This window comes from Streptomyces sp. CA-111067 (genome assembly GCF_050956065.1).
Classification (GTDB): domain Bacteria; phylum Actinomycetota; class Actinomycetes; order Streptomycetales; family Streptomycetaceae; genus Actinacidiphila.
In genome coordinates, this window is record NZ_CP192103.1 from 5,593,196 (window position 1) to 5,615,827 (window position 22,632).

The window sequence follows — 22,632 nt, forward strand, 5'->3', positions numbered from 1 at the left end:
CGGTCAGCCGTTCTTGCGGTCGGCCGCCGCCGCGTCCCGGCCGCGCTGGATGATCCGGTCGAAGGCGAAGTCCGACACCTCGTTGGCGGCGGTCTTCGCGACGGTGTCGGACGCGGTGATCGTCTTGTTGGTCTTCAGGCCGGAGATGGCGAAGTACGCGTACCGGCCCGTCTGGTTGGACGTCATCCGGCAGGCGACGGCGTGGCAGAAGTCACGTACGCCGCCGCCGGGCAGCGGGCTCAGGTACTCCGCGACGCGCTTGAGTTTCGCCGCGTGCGCGGTGTCGTCGAACACCGCGATGCCGACGGTCACCGACACGTTGCCCTGCACGTAGGTGGCCCGCACCAGCTTGCGGCAGCCGTTCGCGCTGAGCGCGGAGGCCAGCGCGTCATGCGCGCCGGTGGCGCACTGCGAGGTCAGGGCGGTGTTGCCCTTCAGGTACGTGTGCCCCTTCATCACGAACTGCTTGCCCGGGAAGAGGGAGGCGGCGGTGATCGGCGCGGTGTCCTTCGCGGCGGTGGACAGGTAGTCCAGCGGGTTCGCCGGCGGCGGGGGAGCGACGGAGGAGAACGACGGGGCCGGCGGCAGCTGCTGCTGGGTCGCGGTGCTGCTCGCGCTCGACGAGTCGGCGATCGGCTGGTTGCTGTCGCTCTTGCCGGACATCACGACGGCGGTGGCGACACCGCCGGCGATCACCGCGACGGCCACGATGCCCGCGCTGACCATCAGCACGCGCTTCCGGCGAGCGCCGGACTCCTGCACCTCGGCAAGCGCGCTCCAGTCCGGCGTCCCGGCCTCGCTCCCGAGGCCACCCCGCCCCGCGCTCCCGCCGCCGCCGGCCCGCCGCCCACCCCCGGGCACGGCCCCTTCCCCCCGCACAGCGGGCTTGACGCGCCGGGGCAGCCCCCCGGGCCCGTCAGAAGCGGCCTGCGCGGGCCGCGGCCCGCCGGGGGAGGGGGCGGATTGCTGAGGGGCCCCGGGGCCGGCGCCGGGTGCGCCTTGCTGCCCGAAGGCGGCCGGGGCGCCGGCGGCGCCGGGCTGGTTCTGCTGCGCGGACGGTCCGGTCCCGGGTGCGCCTTGCTGCGCGAAGCCTGCCGGGGCGCCCGCGCCGCCGGATGCTGCCTGCTGTCCGAAGGCCGCCGGGGCGCCGGCTGCGCCGGGCTGGTTCTGCTGCGAGAACTGGCCGGGTGCGGCTTGCTGCGGGGTTCCCGGGGCGCCTTGCTGCGGGAAGCCTGCTGGGGCGGCGCCGGGGTGGGCCTGCTGTTGGGCGAAGCCCCCCGGGGCGTTCTGCTGCGGGAAGGCTGCCGCCGGGGCTCCCTGGTGCGGGGCGGCGCCCGGGGCGCCTTGCTGCGGGTAGTCGCCCTGCTCGTAGGCGGTGGGGCCGGAGGCGGCAGGCGGGCCCTGGGGGGCCTGGTTCGCGGCGCCGGGTATCTGGCCCGGGCCCGCGGTGTGCGGCTGCTGGGGGGCGCCTTGGCCCCCGGCGTGCGGGCCCTGGCCCGCAGGGCCGCCCGCGGGCTGGCCCTGCCAGCCGCCGGGGGCGTTGCCGCCGTCCTGCGGCACCCACGTCTGGCCCGGTCCATCGGGATCCGCCGCGGTGGGCGGCCAGCCCTGGCCGCCGGGGCCGGGGGCGTCGGCGTAACCGCCGCCCGGGGCGCCCTGAACCGCCGCGGGGTCCGCGTAACCGCCGCCCGGGGCGCCCTGAACCGCCGCGGGGTCCGCGTAACCGGCGGCGGGAGACCCGGCGTAGCCCGCCTCGGCGCCTGGCGTCGTCGGAGACCACTGGGTCTGCTCGGCGCCCTCCGACGCGGCGCCGGTGATCGCGCGGTGGCCCTGGTCGAGGGCCGGTGCCGTCGGGGTCGGCGACCACGGCTCGGGGGACGGCCCGGGGCCGTAACCCGCCGCCGCGTCGGCCTGCGGCGACCACGCCGGGCCCGAGGACGGCGCCTGCGGCCCGGGCTGCGGTTCCGGCTGGCGGAACTGGTCGCGCGGGTCTTCTGCCTGGTGAGCGTCCTGTGGCGGACGCGCCTCGTACGCCTGCTGCGTCCGGGAGGGGATCACGCGTCCCTCCAGGACCTCGCGCCCGCCGTCGGGGGCGTTCCTGCGCGGTTCCTGCGGTGGCTGCTGCCCGGACCCATCAGTCATGTCGCGCATCATATTGCCGGTCCGGCCGCACACGTATTCCAGGAAAACAAGTTGGGGCGAATCGAGTCGCCCGGGAGAATTCAAGCCATGGGACATGTCGAAGCAGCGCACATCGAGTACTACCTGCCGGACGGGCGGGCGCTGCTCGGCGACGTCTCGTTCCGGGTGGGCGACGGCGCCGCCGTGGCCCTGGTCGGCCCCAACGGCGCCGGCAAGACCACCTTGCTGCGCCTGATCTCCGGCGAGCTCAAACCGCACGGCGGCGGCGTCACCCTCAGCGGCGGCCTCGGCGTGATGCGGCAGTTCGTCGGCAGCGTCCGCGACGACCGCACCGTACGCGACCTGCTGGTCTCCGTCGCGCACCCGCGGATCCAGGCCGCCGCGAATGCGGTCGACGCGGCCGAGCTCGCGATGATCGCGCAGGACGACGAACCGGCCCAGATGGCGTACGCCCACGCCCTCAGCGAGTGGGCCGAGGCCCGCGGCTACGAGGCGGAGACCCTCTGGGACATGTGCACGATGGCCGCGCTCGGCGTGCCCTACGAGCGGGCGCAGTGGCGCGAGGTCAAGACGCTGTCCGGCGGCGAGCAGAAGCGGCTGGTGCTCGAAGCGCTGCTGCGCGGCCCCGACGAGGTGCTGCTGCTCGACGAGCCGGACAACTATCTGGACGTCCCCGGCAAGCGCTGGCTCGAGGAGCAGCTCGCGCTGACCAAGAAGACCGTGCTGTTCGTCAGCCACGACCGCGAACTGCTCTCCCGCAGCGCGGAGAAGATCGTCAGCCTGGAGACCGGTCCGGCCGGATCCACGGCCTGGGTGCACGGCGGCGGCTTCGACACCTTCCACGCGGCACGCAAGGAGCGCTTCGCCCGCTTCGAGGAGCTGCGCCGCCGCTGGGAGGAGGAGCACACCAAGCTCAAGGCGATGGTGCTGCGGCTGCGCCAGCAGGCGGCCAACAGCCCGGACATGGCCTCCCGCTACCACGCGGCGCAGACCCGGCTGAAGCGGTTCGAGGACGCGGGCGCGCCCGAGGAGCCGCCGCGCGAGCAGGACATCAGGATGCGGCTGGTCGGCGGCCGTACCGGGGTGCGCGCGGTGACCTGCGAGCAGCTGGAGCTGACCGGCCTGATGCAGCCGTTCGACCTGGAGGTCTTCTACGGCGAGCGGGTCGCGGTGCTCGGCTCCAACGGCTCGGGCAAGTCGCACTTCCTGCGGCTGCTCGCGGGCGACACCTCGGTGGCGCACACCGGCACGTACCGGCTCGGCGCCCGGGTGGTGCCCGGGCACTTCGCGCAGACGCACGCGCACCCCGAGCTCATGGGCCGGACCCTGGTGGACATCCTGTGGACCGAGCACTCGCGGGACCGCGGCCGGGCGATGTCGGTGCTGCGCCGCTACGAGCTGGAACGGCAGGGCGACCAGTCGTTCGACAAGCTGTCCGGCGGGCAGCAGGCGCGGTTCCAGATCCTGCTGATGGAGCTGGAGGGCACCACCGCGCTACTGCTCGACGAGCCGACCGACAACCTGGACCTGGAGAGCGCGGAGGCGTTGCAGGAGGGCCTGGAGTCGTACGACGGCACGGTGCTCGCGGTCACCCACGACCGCTGGTTCGCCCGCAGCTTCGACCGCTACCTGGTCTTCGGCTCGGACGGCGTCGTCCGCGAGACCCCGGAGCCGGTCTGGGACGAGCGCCGGGTCCAGCGCCCCCGCTGACAGGGTCGGGCGCCGCTGACGCGTTTTGACCCGTCGGGGGGCGCACGGGTATTCTCATGGTTCGTTATGCGTATTGGCTTGCTCTATCTCACGTGAGGGGCCCTTACGCCGGTCCACCGGGCCGATGACCAGCGGCGGGCAGACGGGTTGCGTCCCCGGCTGCCGCCAAGGCTGTCGATCGTTCGGGTGGCCTTGTACAGGACCCGTCCCCTGTGCCCTCACGGGTCCGGGGCGACCCCATCACTGAAGAAGCGAAGGCTACGACCGTGCGTACGTACAGCCCCAAGCCCGGCGATGTCACCCGCCAGTGGCACGTCATCGACGCGCAGGACGTTGTCCTGGGCAGGCTGGCCAGCCAGGCCGCCAATCTCCTGCGGGGCAAGCACAAGCCCATCTACGCGCCGCACGTTGACACCGGTGACTTCGTCATCATCATCAACGCCGACAAGGTGCACCTTTCCGGCAACAAGAAGACCCAGAAGCTGGCCTACCGGCACTCCGGCTACCCCGGCGGTCTGCGCTCCGTGCGCTACGACGAGCTGCTCGCCAAGAACCCGGAGAAGGCCATCGAGAAGGCCATCAAGGGCATGATCCCCAAGAACAGCCTGGGCCGTCAGATGATCTCCAAGCTCAAGGTCTACTCGGGCGACCAGCACCCGCACGCTGCCCAGCAGCCGGTGCCGTTCGAGATCACCCAGGTCGCGCAGTAGTCCCGGCCACCAGCTACCAGAAAGAATCTGAGGAGAATCGTGGCTGAGACCACTGCCGAGACCCCCGTCGAGGCCGAAGAGACCTACGACGAGGTCACCACTTTCGAGTCGGACGCCGTCGAGTCGGAGTTCACCTCCGAGTCCATGGCCTCCCGCTTCGGCGACCCGCAGCCGGCCGCCGGCACCGGCCGCCGCAAGCAGTCCATCGCCCGGGTCCGGATCGTTCCGGGCAGCGGAAAGTGGAAGATCAACGGCCGCACCCTTGAGGGCTACTTCCCCAACAAGGTGCACCAGCAGGAAGTCAACGAGCCCTTCAAGGTGCTCGAACTGGACAACCGGTACGACGTCGTGGCCCGCATCAGCGGTGGCGGCATCTCCGGCCAGGCCGGTGCGCTGCGCCTGGGCGTCGCCCGCGCGCTCAACGAGGCCGACGTGGACAACAACCGCGCCGCGCTGAAGAAGGCGGGCTTCCTGCGCCGCGACGACCGCGCGGTCGAGCGCAAGAAGGCCGGTCTGAAGAAGGCCCGCAAGGCGCCGCAGTTCAGCAAGCGCTAAGTCGCCTCCGGCGCGGGAACCCATGCCGCGTCGGGCGCATCGAACGCCTCGGAGGCAGTCTTTGCCTCCGAGGCGTTCGCATTACTCGGAATCGGCGTAAATGTGTGTTGATGTGATTCCGAGCGCCACCGGCACAGCGGATGTCGCGGGTCGGGACGGCCGCACGACCGCCGCACGGAACATCGGAGGAAACACTGTGGGACGACTCTTCGGCACCGACGGGGTGCGTGGCATGGCCAATGCCGACCTGACCGCCGAGCTGGCGCTCGGCCTGTCGGTCGCCGCGGCGCATGTCCTCGCCGAAGCAGGCAGTTTCGCGGGGCACCGTCCGGTGGCCGTGGTGGGCCGGGACCCGCGGGCCTCCGGCGAGTTCCTGGAGGCGGCCGTCGTGGCCGGCCTGGCCAGCGCGGGCGTGGACGTCCTGCGCGTCGGTGTGCTGCCCACCCCGGCGGTGGCGTATCTCACCGGCGCGCTGGGCGCCGACTTCGGCGTGATGCTCTCGGCCAGCCACAACGCGATGCCGGACAACGGGGTCAAGTTCCTGGCCCGCGGCGGCCACAAGCTGGACGACGTGCTGGAGGACCGGATCGAGTCGGTCTACGCCGAGCACCGCACCGGCGCCCCCTGGAACCGTCCGACCGGCGGCGGCGTGGGCCGCGTCAAGGACTACGACCAGGGCTTCGACCAGTACGTGGCGCACCTGATCGGCGTCCTGCCCAACCGGCTCGACGGCCTGAAGATCGTGCTGGACGAGGCGCACGGCGCGGCCTCCTGGGTGTCGCCCGAGGCGTTCTCCCGGGCCGGCGCCGAGGTCGTCACGATCGGCGCCCAGCCCGACGGGCTGAACATCAACGACGGCTGCGGCTCCACGCACCTGGACCTGCTCAAGGCCGCCGTGGTCGAGCACGGCGCGCACTTCGGCATCGCGCACGACGGCGACGCCGACCGCTGCCTGGCCATCGACGCGACCGGCGAGGAGGTGGACGGCGACCAGATCCTGTCCATCCTGGCGCTCGCGCTGCGCGACCGCGGGGCGCTGCGGGAGAACACCGTCGTCGCCACCGTGATGTCCAACCTCGGCTTCAAGCTGGCGATGGAACGCGAGGGCATCACCTTCGTGGAGACCGCGGTCGGCGACCGGTACGTGCTTGAGGCGATGAAGGAGCACGGCTACGCGCTCGGCGGCGAGCAGTCCGGGCACGTCATCGTGCTCGACCACGCCACCACCGGCGACGGCACCCTGACCGGCCTGCTGGTCGCCGCCCGGGTCGCCGAGACCGGCCGCTCGCTGGCCGAACTGGCCTCCGTGATGAATCGGCTGCCCCAGGTGCTCGTCAACGTGCCCGACGTGGACAAGAGCCGGGTGGACTCCACCCCCGAGCTGCTGGCCGCCGTCGCCGAGGCCGAGGCCGAACTCGGCGGCACCGGACGGGTGCTGCTGCGCCCGTCGGGCACCGAGCCGCTGGTGCGGGTCATGGTGGAGGCCGCCGACATCGACCACGCGCGGGCGGTCGCCGCCCGGCTCGCCGACGTCGTCAAATCGACCCTCGGCTGAACCACGGCCCCCGGGGTGGTCCCTTGCGCCGCCCCCCGGCCTGCGGGCCACCCGCCGTGCCCTTGCGCGTCCGCTGCCTCGCCCAGAGCTGCTTCTGGGCGAGCAGCGTGAGGGTGCCGGCCAGCGCGATGCCGGCCAGGTTCACCACCAGCTGCACGGCCGAGCCCGACGCCTCGTGCCAGTTGGCGTAGGAGATCGCCAGCGCTGCGTTCGCGGCGGCCGGCACCGTCGTCACCGAGATCGCCACGCCCACCAGCGCGCCGGACTTGGCGGAGGTGAGCGAGAGTATGCCGGCGATCCCGGCCAGCATCGCCACCACCAGCGAGTCCCAGGACGGCTGCCAGATGAACTCCGTCGCCGGGTGCGGCGACTCGAACTGGGACCTGCTGAAGAGCCCGAACAGGTCGAGCAGCGCACTGAACGCGCCGGTCAGCAGCGTGGCGATCAGGAAGCCGACCGTCACCGCGACGACCGAGCGGCGGGCCAGCGGCAGGTCGCGGCGCACCAGGCCGGTACAGAAGCCGGCCAGCGGGCCGAACTCGGGGCCGACCACCATCGCGCCGACGATCAGGATCGAGCTGTCCAGCATCACGCCGAAGGCGGCGAGCATGGTGGCGACGGTCAGGAACGCCAGAAAGGTGACCGTGAGGGTGGACTCCTCGTGGGTCTCCTCGACCAGCGATTCCCAGACCACCGCGTCTGCGCCCTCGCCGGGCGCGTCCTCCTCGGCCTGGTCCGCGCTCCGCGACAGCGACACGTCGATCGACTCCACGGCGATCGACCCGGTCTTGTCGATACCCAGCTTGCGCAGTTCCACCAGCAGCGGATCGGCCGCCTCGCGGGCCACGTCACACGTCATCAGGTCGCCCGGCGGGTCGAGCGCGGCGCCGCGCAGCACCGTCAGATGGGTGGCGCCGACCGTTTTGGTGATCAGCGCGGCGACGTCGTCGGAGCGGTCGGGCGGCACGATCAGGCGCAGGTGGAGCACGGACGGTTCCCCCGGTGGTGAAGGCGGTCTTCGGGTGCGGTCTTCGGGTGTGGTCGTGAGGGTCAGAGCTTGCGCAGCGAGAGGCGCTGCACCTTGTGCTGCGGGCCCTTGCGCAGGACGAGCGTGGCCCGGCCGCGGGTCGGGAGCACATTCTGCTCCAGGTTCGGCAGATTGACGGTGCGCCACATCAGCCGGGCGTAGTCCAGCGCCTCCTCCTCCGGGACCTGGGTGTACTTGCGGAAGTACGAGGACGGGTCCTGGAACGCGGTCTCGCGCAGCTTGCGGAACCGGCCGAGGTACCACTGCTCGATGTCCTCGGTGCGGGCGTCCACGTACACGCTGAAGTCGAAGTAGTCGGCGAGCGCGACGCGGGTGCGGCCGTCGCCGCCGGGCAGCGCGGGCTGGAGTACGTTCAGCCCCTCCACGATCAGGATGTCCGGGCGGCGTACGGTCAGCCGCCGGTCCGGCACGATGTCGTAGACCAGGTGCGAGTACACCGGCGCGGTGACCTCGGCGCTGCCCGCCTTGACGTCCGACACGAACCGGGTGAGGGCGCGGCGGTCGTAGGACTCCGGGAACCCCTTGCGGGACATCAGCCCGCGCTTTTCCAGCTCCGCGTTGGGCAGCAGGAACCCGTCGGTGGTGACCAGCTCGACCCGCGGGTGCTCCGGCCACCGCGCGAGCAGCGCCTGCAGCAGCCGCGCGGTGGTGGACTTCCCGACCGCCACGCTCCCCGCCACCCCGATCACGAACGGCGTGCCCGGCTGCGCGCCCTCCCCGAGAAACGTGTTGAGCGCGCCGCGCAGGCCGCTGTGCGCGGCGATGTAGAGGTTGAGCAGCCGGGACAGCGGCAGGTAGACGTCCACGACCTCGTCCAGATCGATGACGTCGCCGAGCCCGCGCAGCTTTTCCACTTCGTCGGCGGTGAGGGGGAGGGGTGTCCGCTCGCGGAGGGCGCTCCACTGGTCGCGGGTGAGATCGACGTAGGGGCTGTTGGCCGTGGCGGCGGTCATGGGCACGGGCCCATTGTGTCGCCGGGGAGGGAGGGGCGGCGCGGCGGGTGTGCTCGGGCCGGCCGGGGCGGGTGCGGCGGGGTGTGGTCGGCCGGGCGGGCCGGGTGCGGCGGGGGCGGGCTCTAGGCTGGGCGGCATGGTGCGATACGCGGGCGCGGCGGTGACAGCAGAATGATCGTCGGAGTCGGCATCGACGTGGCCGAGATCGCCCGCTTCGCCGAGGCCCTGGCCCGCACCCCCGGCATGGCCGAACGCCTCTTCACCCCGTCCGAACTGACCCTCCCCGACGGCGCCCCCCGCGGCACCGCCTCCCTGGCGGCCCGCTTCGCGGCGAAAGAGGCCCTGGCGAAGTCGCTGGGCGCTCCCCCCGGCCTCCACTGGCTCGACGCGGAGATCACGACGTCCTCCTCGGGGCGTCCCCACCTCACCGTCCAGGGCACGGTGGCCGCGCGTGCGACGGAGCTCGGCGTTCGGTCGTGGCACGTGTCGCTGAGCCACGACGCGGGGATCGCGTCCGCGGTGGTGATCGCGGAGGCGTAGCCTCCGGCTCGGCAGCGGGTGCCCTCCGGGCGGGATGGTCGGGGTCGTCCCGGGATCCACCGGGCGGTGGGTGGCTTGTCGCGCAGTTCCCCGCGCCCCTTTGGGGCCCTCCGGGCGGGGTGGTTGCGGCCGTCCCCGGATCTTCCGGCCGGTGGGTGGCTTGTCGCGCAGTTCCCCGCGCCCCTGACGGGCGCCCTTGCAACGCCAGAGGTGAGCGGAGCGCTTTTAAAGGGGCGCGGGGAACTGCGCCACCAGCCACAGCGGACCCGCACCCGACCCACCGGCCGCGCGGGGCACGCGCGGGGTCCGGGCCACCGGGCTGGTGGGGGCCGCGGGGGAGCGTTCGGCGGGCGGGGGTGGGGGGAACGGGGGTACGTTCGGGGTTCGGGTGTGGCGGGAGGAGACGCGGATGCGGGTTGCGCACAGGGTTGACGTCGTGCGAGCGGCCGAAGCCGCGCTCATCTCCCGCAGCCCCGACGGCGCGCTGATGCGCCGGGCAGCCGCCGGCCTCGCGGCCGTGTGCGCCGACGTGCTCGGCGGCAACGGGCAACGCCTCTACGGCGCCCGCGTCGTCGTCCTCACCGGAAGCGGCGACAACGGCGGCGACGCCCTCTACGCCGCCGCCCGCCTCGCCCGCCGCGGCGCCGCCGCCACCGCCGTGCTGCTCAACCCCGACCGCGCGCACGCCGCCGCCCTCGCCGACCTCCGCGCGGCCGGCGGCCGCACCGCCACCCCCGAGGAGGGCCCCGCCCTCCTCGCCCGCGCCGACCTCGTCCTCGACGGCATCATCGGCATCGGCGGCAAAGGCGGCCTCCGCCCGGACGCCGTCCCGCTGGCCGCCGCGGCCCGGGACTCCCGCGCCGCGGTGATCGCCGTCGACCTCCCCAGCGGCGTGGACGCCGACACCGGCGAGGTCACCGGCGACGCCGTGCACGCCGACGTGACCGTCACCTTCGGCACGTACAAGCCCGGCCTGCTGATCGACCCCGCCGCCTCCCTCGTCGGCGTCCCCCGGCTGATCGACATCGGCCTGGCCGCCGACCTCGGCCTGCCCGAACTGGAAGCGCTCCAGCACGCCGACGTCGCCGCCCTGCTGCCCGGCCCGAGCGGCGAGAGCGACAAGTACCGCCGCGGGGTGGTCGGCGTCGTGGCCGGCTCCGAGCAGTACCCGGGGGCGGCCGTGCTGGCCGTGTCGGGCGCGCTGCGCGGCGGCGCCGGGGCCGTACGGTACGTGGGCCGCGGCGGCGGCGCCGTCCTGGCCAGGCACCCCGAGACGCTGGTCTCGACGGGCTCCCCGGCCGACGCCGGCCGGGTCCAGGCGTGGGTGGTCGGGCCCGGCCTCGGCGACTCGGCCGAGGCGCGCTCCGCGGTCGCGCAGGTGCTGGAGTCGGACGTGCCCGTCCTCGTCGACGCGGACGGCCTGCGGCTGCTCACGCCCGAGGCCGTACGGGGCCGGTCCGCGCCGACCGTGCTGACCCCGCACGCCGGGGAGGCGGCCGCGCTGCTCGGCCGGGCCCGCGAGGACGTGGAGGCGCGCAGGCTCGCGGCGGTGCGCGAGCTCGCCGAGACGTTCGGCGCGACGGTGCTGCTCAAGGGGTCCACGACGCTGATCGACGCTCCCGGTCAGGGCGCCGTGCGCGTGAACCCCACGGGAACGGCGTGGCTGGCCACCGCGGGCAGCGGCGACGTCCTGTCCGGCCTGACGGGCTCCCTGCTGGCCACCGGCCTCGCCCCGCGCGACGCGGCCTCCGTGGCCGCCTACCTCCACGGCCTCGCGGCCCGCCACGCGGCGGGGCACCCGGGGGCGCCGATCGCGGCCTTCGACGTCGCCGAGGCGGTCCCGTCCGCCTGGCGCGGCGTTCACGCCTGAGCTTGCGGCTCGCACACCAAGACCACCCACCGGCCGGCGGGTCCCGACCACGACCGGCCCTACTCCGGCCGGTGGGCCAGGTGCGGACCCGCTGTGGCTGGTGGCGCAGTTCCCCGCGCCCCTTTAAAAGCGCTCCGCTCGCCCCAAGCGCCCACGCGGCGGCAGCCGCAGATCAGAGGCAGCCCCGCGCCCGTAAAAGCGCTCCGCTCGCGCCCGGCGTTGCAAGGGCGCCCCGAAGGGGCGCGGGGAACTGCGCGCTCAACCGACCACCGGCCGGTGGATCCCGGGATGACCGCAACCACCCCGCCCGGTGGGGCCCCGGGAGGACCGCACAGCCGGGGAACTATGGGCGCGGCGCCGCGTCGCGCAGGCTGCGCAGGGAGGACGTGAACGCTCCCACCTGCCTGCCCAGGGCGGCGAAAAAAACCGCGTCGCAGGACTCCACCGCCGTCACCGCGCGGTCGGCCAGCGCGCGGCCCTCTTCCGTGAGGGTCAGAGCGCGGGCGCGGGCGTCCGTGGGGTGGGGGAGCCGGTGCAGGAGTGCGCGGGATTCCAGCGCGCGCAACACCTGGGACGTCATCATCGCGTCGGTCGCCGCGTGATCGGCCAGCTGCCGCTGGGTGACCGGGCCGTCGGCCTGGAGCCAGCTCAGGGACGCGAGGAGCACGAACTGCACGTGGGTGAGCCCGTACGGCTTGAGTGCGGCCCGCTGCGCCGCCTGCCAGCGGTTGGTGACCTGCCACAGCAGCAACCCGGGGCTCTCCTCCGCCGATCCGAACCCGGTCGCGAGCCGCTCGCTCAACGGAACGCCCCCGCCCCCATCGCCGCGCCGATCAGCCGCAGGTCGTGCTCGGTGAGCGGCAGCAGGCCCCGGCGCAGCTGGTAGCCCCAGTTCGGGCCGGCGGTCAGGTCGAGCGCGCCGCCGAAGTCGGCGACGGGCACGTCCACGGCGCCGGGCGCGTACTCCACCCGCCGCCGCCACGGTGTGAAGTCGCCCTCGTCGGCCTGCCAGATCTCCTCGTCCGACACCTCGCCGATCGCGGTGAACGCCTGGATCGACTCGCCGTCGTGCAGGCTGGTGCGCGGCGAGTAGTAGACCAGCCAGTCGCCCTGGCTGAGCCGGGCCAGGCCGGGCCGCTTGCCGTGGCCGAGCTGGGCGATGCCCAGGCTGACCGCACGCCGTACGTGGTCGCGGGAGACGACGCCGAGCCAGCCGGTCATGCCGCCGCCACCTCGCCGCCCGCGCGGGGCCCGGCGCCCTTCGCCTCGGCCGCCGCCGCCAGCCGGGCCAGGTCCTCCCCGACGCTCGCCTTGATGCCCTTGCCGAGCGCGAGGTTCCACAGCCGGGCCAGCGGACCGGACAGGGTGATGGTGACGGCCACCCGGGTGGCGCCGTCCGGCGTGCGGTCCACCAGGTGACGGAAGGTCAGCCGCGCGCAGAGCAGCTTGGAGACGTCGGTGAACTCCCGTTCCGGGACGAGCCCGGTGACCTCGAAGGCCACCTTGGGGCCGCCTCTGGGTTTGAGCTGTCCGGTCGCGCCGAGCGTGAACGGGCCGTCCAGGCGCACCCATTCGGTGTCGGTGTTCCACTCCGGCCAGGTCGCCATGTCCGCCCAGCGGGCGAAGAAGGCGGCGGGCTCGGCGGGGGAGGTGATCTGGGCTTCAGCGAGTGTCATCATGTATTTAGTATGCGCGCATAGTAAATGACCGTCAAGGGGGAGTGGGCACCCGGCGCGGCGCGCCCCCCTTCCGGCGAACCGGGTGAACTCCCGCTCCGGCGCGCGGCCGTGGCCCCGGCACGGGATAAGGCTCATCTCATGGTGATCACACAATCCCCGACGAGCGCGCGTACGGGCACGAGTACGCGTACGAGCACGGGCCTGAGCACGAGCACGAGCACGGGCCTGAGCACGGGCACCGACGCGCGTCCGCCCCGGACGCCGAGCCGGTTCCGCCGCCGACGCCTCGCCTCCGTCCTCTTCACGCTCGCCGCCCTCTGCGCGGCCCCGGCTGCCCCCGCCCTGGCGGCGCAGCCGGCGAAGGCAGCCGGCCGCCCCTGCCCCGTCCGCACCGGCCGGGTCGCCTGCGTGGACCTGACCCACCAGACGATGTGGGTCCAGCAGGGCAGGAACGCGCACCGCGTCTTCGGCAAGGTGCACATCCGCAGCGGCCGCAAGGGCTACCGCACCCGCACCGGCTGGTTCAAGGTCTACTGGCGGCACATCAACCACGTCTCGACGATCTACGGCTCGCCGATGCCCTACAGCCAGTTCTTCTCCGGCGGCCAGGCGTTCCACGCGATCTCCGGCAGCGTCTACTCGCGGCCCGGCTCGTACGGCTGCGTCAACCTCACCAGGGCGGACGCCAAGCGGCTGTGGAGCGTGCTGCACAAGGGCGACGCCGTCTACGTCTGGGGCCGCAAGCCCGGCACGTGACCGGGCAGGTCCCCCGGGACCCGGTCCCGCCTGCGACACTTGCCGCTATGAACGGGCAGGCCACAGCGCGCGAGAGGGCGAACGGCAGGACGGTGGACGGCACGGCGATGGGTGGCAGGGCGATGGGCGCGGCGACGGCTGATGGTGTGACGGCGAACGGTGTGACGGCGGCGGGCAGCGGGGCGGCGGGTCCCGACGCGGGCGCGGCCGTCCCCGCCCCCGTGCACGCCCGCGCGCTGATCGACCTCGACGCGCTCCGGTCCAACGTGGCGGCGCTCCGCGCGAAGGCCCCGGGCGCCGCGTTCATGGCCGTCGTCAAGGCGGACGCGTACGGGCACGGCATGATCCCCTGCGCGCGGGCCGCGCTCGAAGCGGGCGCCACCTGGCTGGGCGTGGCCACGCCCGAGGAGGCGCTGGCGCTGCGGGCGGCCGGGGTCGGCGGCCGGGTGCTGTGCTGGCTGCTCACGCCCGGCGCGCCCTGGGCCGCGTGCATCGCGGCGGACGTCGAGGTCACGCTCAGCTCGATGTGGGCGCTGCGCGAGGTCAGCGCGGCGGCGAAGGCGGCCGGGCGCACCGCGGCCGTGCAGCTCAAGATCGACGCCGGGCTCGGGCGGAACGGGGCGCAGCCCGCCGACTGGCCCGAGCTCACCGCGGCGGCGCGCGAGGCCGAGCGGGCCGGGCTGATCCGGGTCACCGGCGTATGGGCGCACTTCTCCTGCGCGGACGAGCCCGGCCACCCCTCGATCGCCCGCGAGCTCGACGTCTTCCGCACCGCGCTCGCCCAGGCCGCCGAGGCCGGCCTCGACCCCGAGGTGCGGCACATCGCGAACTCGCCCGGGACGCTGACGCTGCCGTCCGCGCACTTCGACCTGGTGCGGCCGGGGGTCGCGATGTACGGGATCTCGCCGGTGCCGCAGGTCGGCGGCCCGGCGGATTTCGGGCTCCGCCCGGTGATGACGCTCAGCGCCCGGCTGGCCTCGGTCAAACGCGTGCCGGCCGGCCACGGCGTCAGCTACGGGCACCAGTACGTCACGCCGGCGGAAACCACGCTTGCGCTGGTGCCGCTGGGGTACGCAGACGGTGTACCGAGGCACGCGTCCAGCGCGGGGCCGGTGCTGGTGGCCGGGAAGTGGCGGACGGTGGCGGGACGGGTGGCGATGGACCAGTTCGTGGTGGACCTCGACGGGGATCTGCCGTCTCCCGGCGACGAGGCGATCCTGTTCGGCCCCGGTGACCGGGGCGAGCCCTCCGCCGAGGACTGGGCCCGCGCGTGCGGGACGATCGCCTACGAGATCATCACCCGCATCGGCCCCCGCGTCCCCCGTCTTTACGTCGGCACGCGCTCATGACCCGGCTTCCCCGTCCCGCGCCCGTCCCCGCCGCGGAGCTGCCCCGGCTTCGCCAGGGGCGCGGGTCGTTTGCGGGGCTGCCCCGGCTTCGCCAGGGGCGCGGGGAACTGCGCGACCAGCCCTCACCGGGCGGTAGGTCCGGCAACGACGGGAACCGTCCCATCGGGGCGGTGACGTGACGTGGGGGAAAACGTGAAGTGGGAGCGGGCCGGTCTCGTCGGCGCGGCCATCGGGGTGGTCGCGGCCGGGGCCGCCGCCGGGGTGGCGATCGAGCGGGTGACCGTCGGGCGGGGGATGCGGCGGCGGGCGCAGCTCGCGCTGGACGCCGGCGGGCCGTACGGAACGCTCCGCGGGGAACCGGGCACCGTGGCCGCCGAGGACGGCACCGAGCTGTACTACGAGGTCGAGGACGTCCCCCCGGCGGTCCAGGACCCGCCGCGCCGCGGCTGGCTGCGCCGCCGGGCCGGCCAGGAGAGCGCGGCCCGGCCGCTGACCGTCGTGTTCTCGCACGGCTACTGCCTCAACCAGGACTCCTGGCACTTCCAGCGCGCCGCCCTGCGCGACACCGTCCGCGCGGTCTACTGGGACCAGCGCAGCCACGGCCGCAGCGAACGCGGCCGTGACCAGCGCGCCGGCGAACCCGGAAGCATCGACCAGCTCGGCCGGGACCTGAAGGCCGTCCTGGACGCGGCCGTCCCCGAGGGCCCCGTCGTGCTGGTCGGCCACTCCATGGGCGGCATGACGGTGATGGCCTTCGCCGACCAGTTCCCCGAGTACGTGGCCGAGCGGGTGGCCGGCGTCGCCTTCCTGTCCACCTCCGCGGGCAAGCTCGCCGCCGTCACGCTGGGCCTGCCGGCCGCCGGCGCCCGCGCCTTCCGGGCCGTGGCGCCCGGCCTGCTGCGGATACTGGGCAGCCAGGCCGAACTGGTGGAGCGCGGCCGGCGCGCCACCGCCGACCTGTTCGCCGGGATCATCAAGCGCTACTCGTTCGGCTCCGAGCCCGACCCCGCGGTCGGCCGGTTCGCCGAGCGGCTGATCGAGTCCACCCCGATCGACGTGGTCGCCGAGTTCTACCCGGCCTTCACCGAGCACGAGAAGGGCGAGGCGCTGGCCGTGCTGACCGGCCGCCCCGGCCTCGTGCTGGCCGGCGACAAGGACCTGCTCACGCCCAGCGGCCACAGCACGGACATCGCCGAGAAGCTGCCGGACGCCGAGCTGATCATCGTCGAGGGCGCCGGGCACCTGGTGATAATGGAGCGGCCCGAGCTGGTCAACGCCGCCCTCGCCGTGCTGATCGAGCAGGCCGCGGACGCGGTGAGCGCGCCCGTTCCCGAGGGACTCCGGGAACTGGCGACGGCCGGCGACGCGTAGCATTCGCGGTCATGGGCACATCGCACGACCCGCTCCCCGCGGGCACCGGGGAGCACGCTCCCGCCGTCCACCTCACCGTCCGCACCGCCGAACTGATGCGCGAACTGGGCCGCAGACTCGCCGCCCTGCTCGGCCCCGGCGACCTGGTGCTGCTGAGCGGCGAGCTGGGCGCGGGCAAGACCACGCTGACCCGCGGCCTCGGCGAGGGCCTGGGGGTGCGCGGCGCCGTCACCTCGCCGACCTTCGTCATCGCCCGCGTCCACCCGTCGCTGACCGGCGGCCCGGCCCTGGTGCACGTGGACGCGTACCGGCTGGGCGGCGGGCTGGACGAGATGGAGGACCTGGACCTGGACGTCTCGCTGCCGGAGTCGGTGGTGGTCGTGGAGTGGGGCGAGGGCAAGGTCGAGGAGCTGTCGGAGGCCCGGCTCCAGGTGGTGATCGCCCGCTCGCCGTACGAGAAGGACGGCGGTCCGGACGCCGACGACGTCCGCGAGGTGACCGTCACCGGGGTCGGCCCGCGCTGGGCGGCGGAGGATCTCAGCGGCCTGGCGGTCTAGCGGCGGCCCGTCGTGGCGCGCCCCGCGCAACGCGTGACGGGGCCGATCGCCGCGTCCCGCGCATGAACCGACAGGCTGTCGGGAAGATGTTGCGTAGGTACCTGCTGCCGTGTTCTTCTTGTGGCAGGCGCCTGGTAAGGCGGCCCTAACTTCTTCTCGTACGGGGAGGCGCGCATGTCGTCCCAGACCCAGGACCAGCAGACGCCGGCAGAGACCGCCGCCCCCGCCGTCGCGCTCGTGCGGCCCCCGACGACCCGTGCGCTGCTGGCCTCCTGCGTGGCCGCCCGTACGGTGTCCACGCCACCCGATCGAGTGAACCCGGCTGACGAGAACGCGCCGGCCGAACCCGAGGACTGAACCGGTCGAACCGGGGCCCGTCAGGGCTCAGCGCACGACGTCGATCACGCTGCCGGTTGTCGCCCACAGCCACAGCGCGGCGCCGTCGATCCGGGTCTGCCGGAGCGCCCCCGTCTTCTTCGACGGGTCCGGCTTCGTCAGCTTGCCGTGGATCTCGGAGCTGAACCCGATGTTCAGACCGTCCGTCGTGGCGAACAGCACCACGTGCTCGACCTGCGCCCCGTCACCACCGGTGCCCCGGGGGTTGCGCGAGTAGACGCGGTGGATGCCGAGCGTCGGCGCCACGTTCCCCGCGACCACCGGGTACGTGCGCGCGACATGGTCGCCGCGGGCGACCAGCCAGACCCGCTTGCCGCTGAGGCTGTAGACGACCCGCTTGCCGCTGCCGGAGCGGCCGGGCAGCGGGTACGTCTTGGGCTTCGGCTTGCTGCTCGGCGCCTTCCCCGACGTGGTGGCCGACGGCTTGGCGGCGACCGGGGTCTTGGGCGCGGAGCCCGACGCCTGCGCCGCGAGCACGGCGATGATGACCATCGCCACCGCGGTCAGCCCGGAGACGATCGTGCCGGACTTGATCCTTGCCACGGTTGTCCTCCGGTCGGATTGCGCGCTCCCTCCCGGTTGACGGTAGCAGCCGTACCGCCCGCCGCGGTTCCCGCTCCGGAGTGCGCCGTACCCTGGGGGCGTGCTGCTGCTTGCCTTCGACACCGCCACGCCCGCCGTCACCGCCGCCCTGTACGACGGGGAGCGGGTGCTCGCCGAGTCCACGGTGATCGACGCCCGCCGGCACGGCGAACTGCTCGTACCCGCCGTGGACCGGGTGCTGTCCGCCGCCGGCCGGCCGCTCGCCGAGGTCACCGGCATTGTGGTCGGCGTCGGCCCCGGCCCGTACACCGGGCTGCGGGTCGGCCTGGTCACCGCGGCCTCGTTCGGCGACGTGCTCGGCGTGCCCGTGCACGGCGTGTGCACGCTGGACGGCCTCGCCTGGGCGGCCGGTGAGGCCGGGCTCGACGGGCCGTTCACCGTGGCCACCGACGCCCGCCGCAAAGAGGTCTACTGGGCCAGGTACGACGGCCCGCGGCACCGGGTCACCGAACCGGCCGTGGACCGGCCGGCCGAGATCGACCCCGAGGTCACCGCGCTGCCCGCGGTCGGCGCCGGCGCCGCGCTCTACCCGGACGTCTTCACCCGCCACCGCCCGGACCCGGCCCACCAGTCGGCCGGCGCGCTGGCCGCGCTCGCCGCGCGGCGGCTGGCCGACGGCGAGGAGTTCGCCCCGGCGCTGCCGCTGTACCTGCGCCGGCCGGACGCCCAGGTGCCGGCCGGCTACAAGGCGGTCCTGCCGAAGTGACCCCCGTACTGCGCGCGATGCGCTGGTGGGACATGGACGCCGTCATCGCACTCGAACACGAGCTGTTCCCCGAGGACGCCTGGTCGCGCGGGATGTTCTGGTCGGAGCTGGCCGACACCCGGCACCCGTCGGCCGGCCGTACGTACGTAGTCGCCGAAACGGAAACCGGAGCCGGCACCGGCACGGATACCGGCACCGGCGCCCGCCGGATCGTCGGCTACGCCGGGCTCGCCGCCGTGGCCGGCACCGGCGACGTGCAGACCATCGCCACCGCCCGCGACCACTGGGGCACCGGGCTCGGCGCCCGGCTGCTGACCGTGCTGCTGCGCGCCGCGACCGCCGCCGAGTGCCGCGAGGTGCTGCTGGAGGTCCGGGTGGACAACCCGCGCGCCCAGCGGCTCTACCAGCGCTTCGGCTTCGAGCCGATCGGCATCCGCAAGGGCTACTACCAGCCGGGCAACGTGGACGCACTGGTGATGCGGCTCGCCGACCCCGCCACCTCCCTGCCCACCGCGGCCGGCCCCCGAGAGACGGACAACCATGGCTGACGAACCCCTGGTGCTCGGCATCGAGACCTCGTGCGACGAGACCGGAGTCGGCATCGTGCGCGGGCACACCCTGCTCGCCGACTCGATCGCCTCCAGCGTCGAGGAGCACGCCCGGTACGGCGGAGTGGTGCCCGAGGTCGCCAGCCGCGCCCACCTGGAGGCGATGGTCCCGACGATCCAGCGGGCGCTGAAGCAGGCCGGGGTGGCCGCGAGCGACCTGGACGGCATCGCGGTGACGGCGGGCCCGGGGCTGGCCGGCGCGCTGCTGGTCGGGGTGTCCGCGGCCAAGGCGTACGCCTATGCGCTGGGCAAGCCGCTCTACGGCGTCAACCACCTCGCCTCGCACATCTGCGTCGACCAGCTGGAGCACGGCGCTCTGCCCGAGCCGACGATGGCGCTGCTGGTCTCCGGCGGCCACTCCTCGCTGCTGCTCGCCCCCGACATCACCAGCGACGTACGGCCGCTCGGCGCGACCATCGACGACGCGGCCGGCGAGGCGTTCGACAAGGTGGCCCGGGTGCTCGGCCTCGGCTTCCCCGGCGGCCCGGTGATCGACCGGCGGGCCCGCGAGGGCGACCCGGCGGCCATCGCCTTCCCGCGCGGCCTGAGCGGCGGCCGGGACGCGCGCTACGACTTCTCCTTCTCCGGGCTGAAGACCTCGGTGGCCCGCTGGGTGGAGGCCAGGCGCCGGGACGGCCAGGAGGTGCCGATCGCCGACGTGGCCGCGTCCTTCCAGGAGGCCGTGGTGGACGTGCTGACCCGCAAGGCCGTGCGGGCCTGCAAGGACAACGGCGTGGACCACCTGATGATCGGCGGCGGGGTGGCCGCCAACTCCCGGCTGCGGGCGCTCGCCGAGCAGCGCTGCACCGACGCCGGCATCCGGCTGCGGGTGCCGCGGCCCGGGCTGTGCACGGACAACGGGGCGATGGTCGCCGCGCTCGGCGCCGAGATGGTGGCCCGCGGCCGGGCCGCCTCCACCCTGGACCTGCCGGCCGACTCCTCGCTGCCGGTGACCGAGGTGTCGGTGCCGGGACACACCTACCAGGACCGGCCGGAACACGACCACGGGCCCGGCCACGACCACGGCCACGACCATCTGCACGAGCTGAGCAAGGAAAACCTCTACGGATGACCGCGACCCTGATGTGGGAGGCCGCCGCCGCGGAAGGCCGCGGCCCCGAACTCCTGGACTGGGCCAGGGAGCAGGCGGCCCTGCTGCCCGGCGGCTTCCTGCGCCGGGAGTTCCTGGTCGCCCCCGGCGACCGGGTGCTGGTGCTCACCTGGTGGGACGCCCCGCGCGGCCATGAGGTGCAGCTTCCCGAACTGCCCGACCCCGCACCGGAGTTGGTCCGGCGCGAGGTGCACCGCTGGCGGTTCACCTCGGTTTCGGTGGAACCCGCGGGGACAAACCCGCATCGTCCAGAGTGAGCGCGCGGCCGGCGACCCCCTCCCCGGTCGCGCGCTCGTCGTGGTGGGTCCCGTCTCAGACATAGGATCTTGCTTCATGCGAGTCAAAGCGGTGCTTCCGCTCCTGGCTGTGTTCGGCCTGCTGGTCACGGTGGGCTGCACCCAGGCCACCTTCTTCTCCCGCACGCCGGAACAGAGCGCCCTGAGCGGGCGGATGACGGTGGGTCACCCGTTCCGCATGCCGCAGACGGGACGGGCCGCGGCCTTTCACAAGTGGAACATCCCGCTCATGCCGCTCGCGCCGCTGCCGCCGGCCGTCAAGCCGGTGAAGACCGGGCCCGGGCTGCTGCCGTACGTGGCCCGCGTGCCGACCTCGCGCAAGGTCGTCTTCCTGACGTTCGATGACGGGCTGGAGAAGGACCCCGAGTTCGTCACGATGATGCGGGAGCTGAACATCCCGTTCACGATGTTCCTGACCGACCGGTTCATCAAGGACGACTACGGCTACTTCAAGCCGCTCCAGGAGCTCGGCAACCCGATCGAGAACCACACGCTCACCCATCCCGACCTGATCCACATCACCGACCAGGAGCAGCAGGCCGAGATCTGCGGACAGCAGGTCAAGCTCACCCAGGAGTACGGCGCCACGCCCGGGCTGTTCCGGCCGCCGTACGGGAACATGAACGCGGCCACCGTGCAGATCGTGAAGTCCTGCGGCGGGCTGCGCGCGGTGATCCTCTGGCGGGAGGCGATGGACGTGACCGGTGTGCAGTTCCCGGTCGGCGAGCACGCGTTCCAGCCGGGCGACATCATCCTGGCGCACTTCAGGACGCCCAGTCAGATCCAGGGCGAGTCGATGACGGCGATGACCGCGAACCTGCTGCGGGAGATCGCCGCGCAGGGCTTCTCGGTGGCGGCGCTCGAAGACTACGTCTGACCGCCGGTCAGGGGCCTTCCAGCGGACGGCCGACGAGCATCGACGGGGCCCCGGCCACCCGGGTCAGGAACACCGTCGCCGCGTTCGGGCCCTGCGGGCGGACCCGGCGGCGCAACTCCTCGGGCTGCACGGCCGAGCCGCGCTTCTTGACCGTCAGCACGCCGACCCCGCGCTCGCGCAGCAGCGCCTTGAGCCGCTTGAGGTGGAACGGCAGCACATCGGTGATCTCGTAGCCGGTGGCGTACGGGGTCGGCCGCGGCGCGTCCGCGGTGACGTAGGCGATCGTCGGGTCGATCAGCCCGCCGTCGATCTCCTCGGCCGCCTCGGCGACCAGATGGGCGCGGATCACGGCGCCGTCGGGCTCGTACAGATACCGGCCGACCGGGCGGACGGCGGGGTCGGGCAGGCCGCGGCCGGTCAGCGTGGCGCCGCTCGGCAGCAGGGTGGCCCGGCGCGCTCCCGGCCGCCCGGTGCCGAACCACAGCACGGCCTCCTTGACGTCGCCGCCGTCGGAGACCCACTCCGCCTCGGCGTCGTCGGGCACGGCCTCGTGCGGGATGCCCGGGGCGACCTTCACCGCGCCCGGCGCTCCCGCGCGGGCGGCGGCCACCGCCCAGGACAGCGGCGGCGAGTACGCCTCCGGATCGAACACCCGGCCGCGGCCCGTCCGCCTGGCCGGGTCGACGAAGAGGGCCTCGCCGGGGCGGGGTGCGTAGGTCATGACGTCGGCGCAGCGCACCTCGATCCGGTCTGCCAGGCCCAGCGACTCGGCGTTGGCGCGGGCGACCGCGCAGGTCAGCGGGTCGCGGTCGATGGCCAGCACGTCGAGCCCCGCCCTGGCCAGCGCGATCGCGTCACCGCCGACCCCGCCGCACAGGTCCGCGGCCCGCTCGGCCCCGGCCGCCCGGAACCGGCCGGCCCGGTGCGCGGCGACACTCGTCCGGGTGGCCTGCTCGACCCCGTCCGCGGTGAAGTACATCCGCCCGGCGTCCGCGCCGAACTTCGCGGCGCCGCGCTGCCGCAGCCGCGCCTGCGTGAGGGCCGTGCCGACCAGCCCGGCGTCATGCTCCCGCCGCAGCCTGGTCGCGACCGCCAGCTCATCGCCGGCCTCGTACTCCCTGAGGGCCTGGAGCAGGCCCTGCCCCTCCGACCCGAGCAGCGCCCCGAACCCGTCGACATCCACGCCCCCATTCTCCCCCCCGGCCCCGGCGGGGCGCGCCCGCGTCCCGGGCCCCGGAGG

General features: G+C 74.0%; 24 protein-coding genes. 16 read left to right on the forward strand and 8 right to left on the reverse strand.

Annotated elements, in window-relative coordinates:
- Window positions 1–3: 3 nt before the first annotated feature.
- Entirely contained in the window at window positions 4–2,142 is a 2,139-nt protein-coding gene (locus ACQPW6_RS24665) for a hypothetical protein (RefSeq protein WP_433891853.1), read from the reverse strand.
- Window positions 2,143–2,229: 87 nt separating this feature from the next.
- Here ACQPW6_RS24665 and ACQPW6_RS24670 point away from each other — a divergent pair, with 87 nt between their 5' ends.
- From ACQPW6_RS24670 to glmM, 4 genes are all read left to right on the forward strand, one after another.
- Window positions 2,230–3,852, forward strand: a complete 1,623-nt coding sequence (locus ACQPW6_RS24670) for an ABC-F family ATP-binding cassette domain-containing protein (RefSeq protein WP_433891854.1) — start codon at window positions 2,230–2,232, stop codon at window positions 3,850–3,852.
- Between the two features lie 266 nt (window positions 3,853–4,118).
- Entirely contained in the window at window positions 4,119–4,562 is a 444-nt protein-coding gene (gene rplM / locus ACQPW6_RS24675; protein WP_433891855.1) for a 50S ribosomal protein L13, read from the forward strand.
- Window positions 4,563–4,601: 39 nt separating this feature from the next.
- Entirely contained in the window at window positions 4,602–5,117 is a 516-nt protein-coding gene (rpsI, locus tag ACQPW6_RS24680; protein ID WP_433891856.1) for a 30S ribosomal protein S9, read from the forward strand.
- Window positions 5,118–5,313: 196 nt separating this feature from the next.
- A complete protein-coding gene (gene glmM / locus ACQPW6_RS24685) occupies window positions 5,314–6,672 on the forward strand; it encodes a phosphoglucosamine mutase (RefSeq protein WP_433891857.1) in 1,359 nt (452 codons plus the stop codon).
- On the opposite strand, the gene ACQPW6_RS24690 is transcribed toward glmM, so the two are convergent.
- Entirely contained in the window at window positions 6,653–7,660 is a 1,008-nt protein-coding gene (locus ACQPW6_RS24690; protein ID WP_433891858.1) for a DUF389 domain-containing protein, read from the reverse strand. The two genes, glmM and ACQPW6_RS24690, sit on opposite strands and share 20 nt — an antisense overlap.
- Before the next feature lie 62 nt (window positions 7,661–7,722).
- Entirely contained in the window at window positions 7,723–8,673 is a 951-nt protein-coding gene (gene coaA, locus ACQPW6_RS24695; RefSeq protein ID WP_433894642.1) for a type I pantothenate kinase, read from the reverse strand.
- Between the two features lie 171 nt (window positions 8,674–8,844).
- Between coaA and ACQPW6_RS24700 the strand changes: the two genes are divergently transcribed.
- The gene (locus tag ACQPW6_RS24700; protein ID WP_433891859.1) at window positions 8,845–9,213 is read left to right on the forward strand and encodes a holo-ACP synthase; all 369 of its coding nucleotides are present in this window, start codon (window positions 8,845–8,847) and stop codon (window positions 9,211–9,213) included.
- A gap of 409 nt (window positions 9,214–9,622) precedes the next feature.
- Window positions 9,623–11,083 carry an NAD(P)H-hydrate dehydratase gene (locus ACQPW6_RS24705; RefSeq protein WP_433891860.1) on the forward strand — a complete coding sequence of 487 codons (1,461 nt, stop codon included), beginning with the start codon at window positions 9,623–9,625 and terminating at the stop codon, window positions 11,081–11,083.
- A gap of 343 nt (window positions 11,084–11,426) precedes the next feature.
- On the opposite strand, the gene ACQPW6_RS24710 is transcribed toward ACQPW6_RS24705, so the two are convergent.
- The 3 genes from ACQPW6_RS24710 to ACQPW6_RS24720 are packed head-to-tail and all read right to left on the reverse strand — an operon-like array spanning window position 11,427 to window position 12,762.
- Window positions 11,427–11,885, reverse strand: a complete 459-nt coding sequence (locus tag ACQPW6_RS24710; protein ID WP_433891861.1) for a MarR family winged helix-turn-helix transcriptional regulator — start codon at window positions 11,883–11,885, stop codon at window positions 11,427–11,429.
- Window positions 11,882–12,304 (reverse strand): EVE domain-containing protein, encoded by a 423-nt coding sequence (locus ACQPW6_RS24715; RefSeq protein WP_433891862.1) that lies wholly within the window; start codon window positions 12,302–12,304, stop codon window positions 11,882–11,884. The genes ACQPW6_RS24710 and ACQPW6_RS24715 overlap by 4 nt, the downstream gene beginning before the upstream one ends.
- Complete coding sequence (locus ACQPW6_RS24720) at window positions 12,301–12,762, reverse strand: SRPBCC family protein (protein ID WP_433891863.1); 462 nt, start codon at window positions 12,760–12,762, stop codon at window positions 12,301–12,303. Before ACQPW6_RS24720 ends, ACQPW6_RS24715 begins: the two co-directional genes overlap by 4 nt.
- Window positions 12,763–12,900: 138 nt before the next feature.
- Between ACQPW6_RS24720 and ACQPW6_RS24725 the strand changes: the two genes are divergently transcribed.
- The 5 genes from ACQPW6_RS24725 to ACQPW6_RS24745 all read left to right on the forward strand — a co-directional run bounded on the left by ACQPW6_RS24725 (window position 12,901) and on the right by ACQPW6_RS24745 (window position 17,152).
- On the forward strand, window positions 12,901–13,518 hold the full coding sequence (locus ACQPW6_RS24725) for a L,D-transpeptidase (protein ID WP_433891864.1): 618 nt from the start codon (window positions 12,901–12,903) through the stop codon (window positions 13,516–13,518).
- A gap of 221 nt (window positions 13,519–13,739) precedes the next feature.
- Window positions 13,740–14,867 carry an alanine racemase gene (alr, locus tag ACQPW6_RS24730; RefSeq protein WP_433894643.1) on the forward strand — a complete coding sequence of 376 codons (1,128 nt, stop codon included), beginning with the start codon at window positions 13,740–13,742 and terminating at the stop codon, window positions 14,865–14,867.
- Between the two features lie 180 nt (window positions 14,868–15,047).
- Window positions 15,048–16,238, forward strand: coding sequence for an alpha/beta fold hydrolase (locus ACQPW6_RS24735; protein ID WP_433891865.1), 1,191 nt, complete (start codon window positions 15,048–15,050; stop codon window positions 16,236–16,238).
- A gap of 11 nt (window positions 16,239–16,249) precedes the next feature.
- Window positions 16,250–16,795, forward strand: a complete 546-nt coding sequence (gene tsaE, locus ACQPW6_RS24740) for a tRNA (adenosine(37)-N6)-threonylcarbamoyltransferase complex ATPase subunit type 1 TsaE (RefSeq protein WP_433891866.1) — start codon at window positions 16,250–16,252, stop codon at window positions 16,793–16,795.
- A 174-nt stretch (window positions 16,796–16,969) separates the two neighbouring features.
- Entirely contained in the window at window positions 16,970–17,152 is a 183-nt protein-coding gene (locus ACQPW6_RS24745; protein ID WP_433891867.1) for a hypothetical protein, read from the forward strand.
- Between the two features lie 27 nt (window positions 17,153–17,179).
- Here the strand turns inward: ACQPW6_RS24745 and ACQPW6_RS24750 are convergent, their stop codons facing one another.
- The gene (locus ACQPW6_RS24750; protein ID WP_433891868.1) at window positions 17,180–17,734 is read right to left on the reverse strand and encodes a hypothetical protein; all 555 of its coding nucleotides are present in this window, start codon (window positions 17,732–17,734) and stop codon (window positions 17,180–17,182) included.
- Between the two features lie 100 nt (window positions 17,735–17,834).
- Between ACQPW6_RS24750 and tsaB the strand changes: the two genes are divergently transcribed.
- The 5 genes from tsaB (at window position 17,835) to ACQPW6_RS24775 (ending at window position 21,392) form a co-directional block, all read left to right on the forward strand.
- Entirely contained in the window at window positions 17,835–18,500 is a 666-nt protein-coding gene (tsaB, locus tag ACQPW6_RS24755) for a tRNA (adenosine(37)-N6)-threonylcarbamoyltransferase complex dimerization subunit type 1 TsaB (RefSeq protein WP_433891869.1), read from the forward strand.
- Window positions 18,501–18,517: 17 nt separating this feature from the next.
- Window positions 18,518–19,048: a ribosomal protein S18-alanine N-acetyltransferase gene (gene rimI, locus ACQPW6_RS24760; RefSeq protein WP_433894644.1), complete on the forward strand. Its 531-nt coding sequence runs from the start codon at window positions 18,518–18,520 to the stop codon at window positions 19,046–19,048.
- Complete coding sequence (tsaD, locus tag ACQPW6_RS24765) at window positions 19,041–20,180, forward strand: tRNA (adenosine(37)-N6)-threonylcarbamoyltransferase complex transferase subunit TsaD (protein ID WP_433891870.1); 1,140 nt, start codon at window positions 19,041–19,043, stop codon at window positions 20,178–20,180. The genes rimI and tsaD overlap by 8 nt, the downstream gene beginning before the upstream one ends.
- On the forward strand, window positions 20,177–20,476 hold the full coding sequence (locus ACQPW6_RS24770) for a hypothetical protein (protein ID WP_433891871.1): 300 nt from the start codon (window positions 20,177–20,179) through the stop codon (window positions 20,474–20,476). Before tsaD ends, ACQPW6_RS24770 begins: the two co-directional genes overlap by 4 nt.
- A gap of 76 nt (window positions 20,477–20,552) precedes the next feature.
- Window positions 20,553–21,392 carry a polysaccharide deacetylase family protein gene (locus ACQPW6_RS24775; RefSeq protein ID WP_433891872.1) on the forward strand — a complete coding sequence of 280 codons (840 nt, stop codon included), beginning with the start codon at window positions 20,553–20,555 and terminating at the stop codon, window positions 21,390–21,392.
- A 7-nt stretch (window positions 21,393–21,399) separates the two neighbouring features.
- Here the strand turns inward: ACQPW6_RS24775 and ACQPW6_RS24780 are convergent, their stop codons facing one another.
- Window positions 21,400–22,575 (reverse strand): THUMP-like domain-containing protein, encoded by a 1,176-nt coding sequence (locus tag ACQPW6_RS24780; protein ID WP_433891873.1) that lies wholly within the window; start codon window positions 22,573–22,575, stop codon window positions 21,400–21,402.
- Window positions 22,576–22,632 lie beyond the last annotated feature (57 nt).

Coding starts and splice junctions, on each gene's coding strand:
- ACQPW6_RS24775 (WP_433891872.1), top strand. CDS start 20,553: ATGCGAGTCAAAGCGGTGCTTCCGCTCCTGGCTGTGTTCGGCCTGCTG.
- tsaD (WP_433891870.1), top strand. CDS start 19,041: ATGGCTGACGAACCCCTGGTGCTCGGCATCGAGACCTCGTGCGACGAG.
- ACQPW6_RS24715 (WP_433891862.1), bottom strand. CDS start 12,304: ATGACCGGCTGGCTCGGCGTCGTCTCCCGCGACCACGTACGGCGTGCG.
- ACQPW6_RS24745 (WP_433891867.1), top strand. CDS start 16,970: ATGTCGTCCCAGACCCAGGACCAGCAGACGCCGGCAGAGACCGCCGCC.
- ACQPW6_RS24770 (WP_433891871.1), top strand. CDS start 20,177: ATGACCGCGACCCTGATGTGGGAGGCCGCCGCCGCGGAAGGCCGCGGC.
- ACQPW6_RS24705 (WP_433891860.1), top strand. CDS start 9,623: ATGCGGGTTGCGCACAGGGTTGACGTCGTGCGAGCGGCCGAAGCCGCG.
- ACQPW6_RS24700 (WP_433891859.1), top strand. CDS start 8,845: ATGATCGTCGGAGTCGGCATCGACGTGGCCGAGATCGCCCGCTTCGCC.
- ACQPW6_RS24725 (WP_433891864.1), top strand. CDS start 12,901: ATGGTGATCACACAATCCCCGACGAGCGCGCGTACGGGCACGAGTACG.
- coaA (WP_433894642.1), bottom strand. CDS start 8,673: ATGACCGCCGCCACGGCCAACAGCCCCTACGTCGATCTCACCCGCGAC.
- ACQPW6_RS24670 (WP_433891854.1), top strand. CDS start 2,230: ATGGGACATGTCGAAGCAGCGCACATCGAGTACTACCTGCCGGACGGG.
- rimI (WP_433894644.1), top strand. CDS start 18,518: ATGCGCTGGTGGGACATGGACGCCGTCATCGCACTCGAACACGAGCTG.
- tsaE (WP_433891866.1), top strand. CDS start 16,250: ATGGGCACATCGCACGACCCGCTCCCCGCGGGCACCGGGGAGCACGCT.
- ACQPW6_RS24665 (WP_433891853.1), bottom strand. CDS start 2,142: ATGACTGATGGGTCCGGGCAGCAGCCACCGCAGGAACCGCGCAGGAAC.
- ACQPW6_RS24720 (WP_433891863.1), bottom strand. CDS start 12,762: ATGATGACACTCGCTGAAGCCCAGATCACCTCCCCCGCCGAGCCCGCC.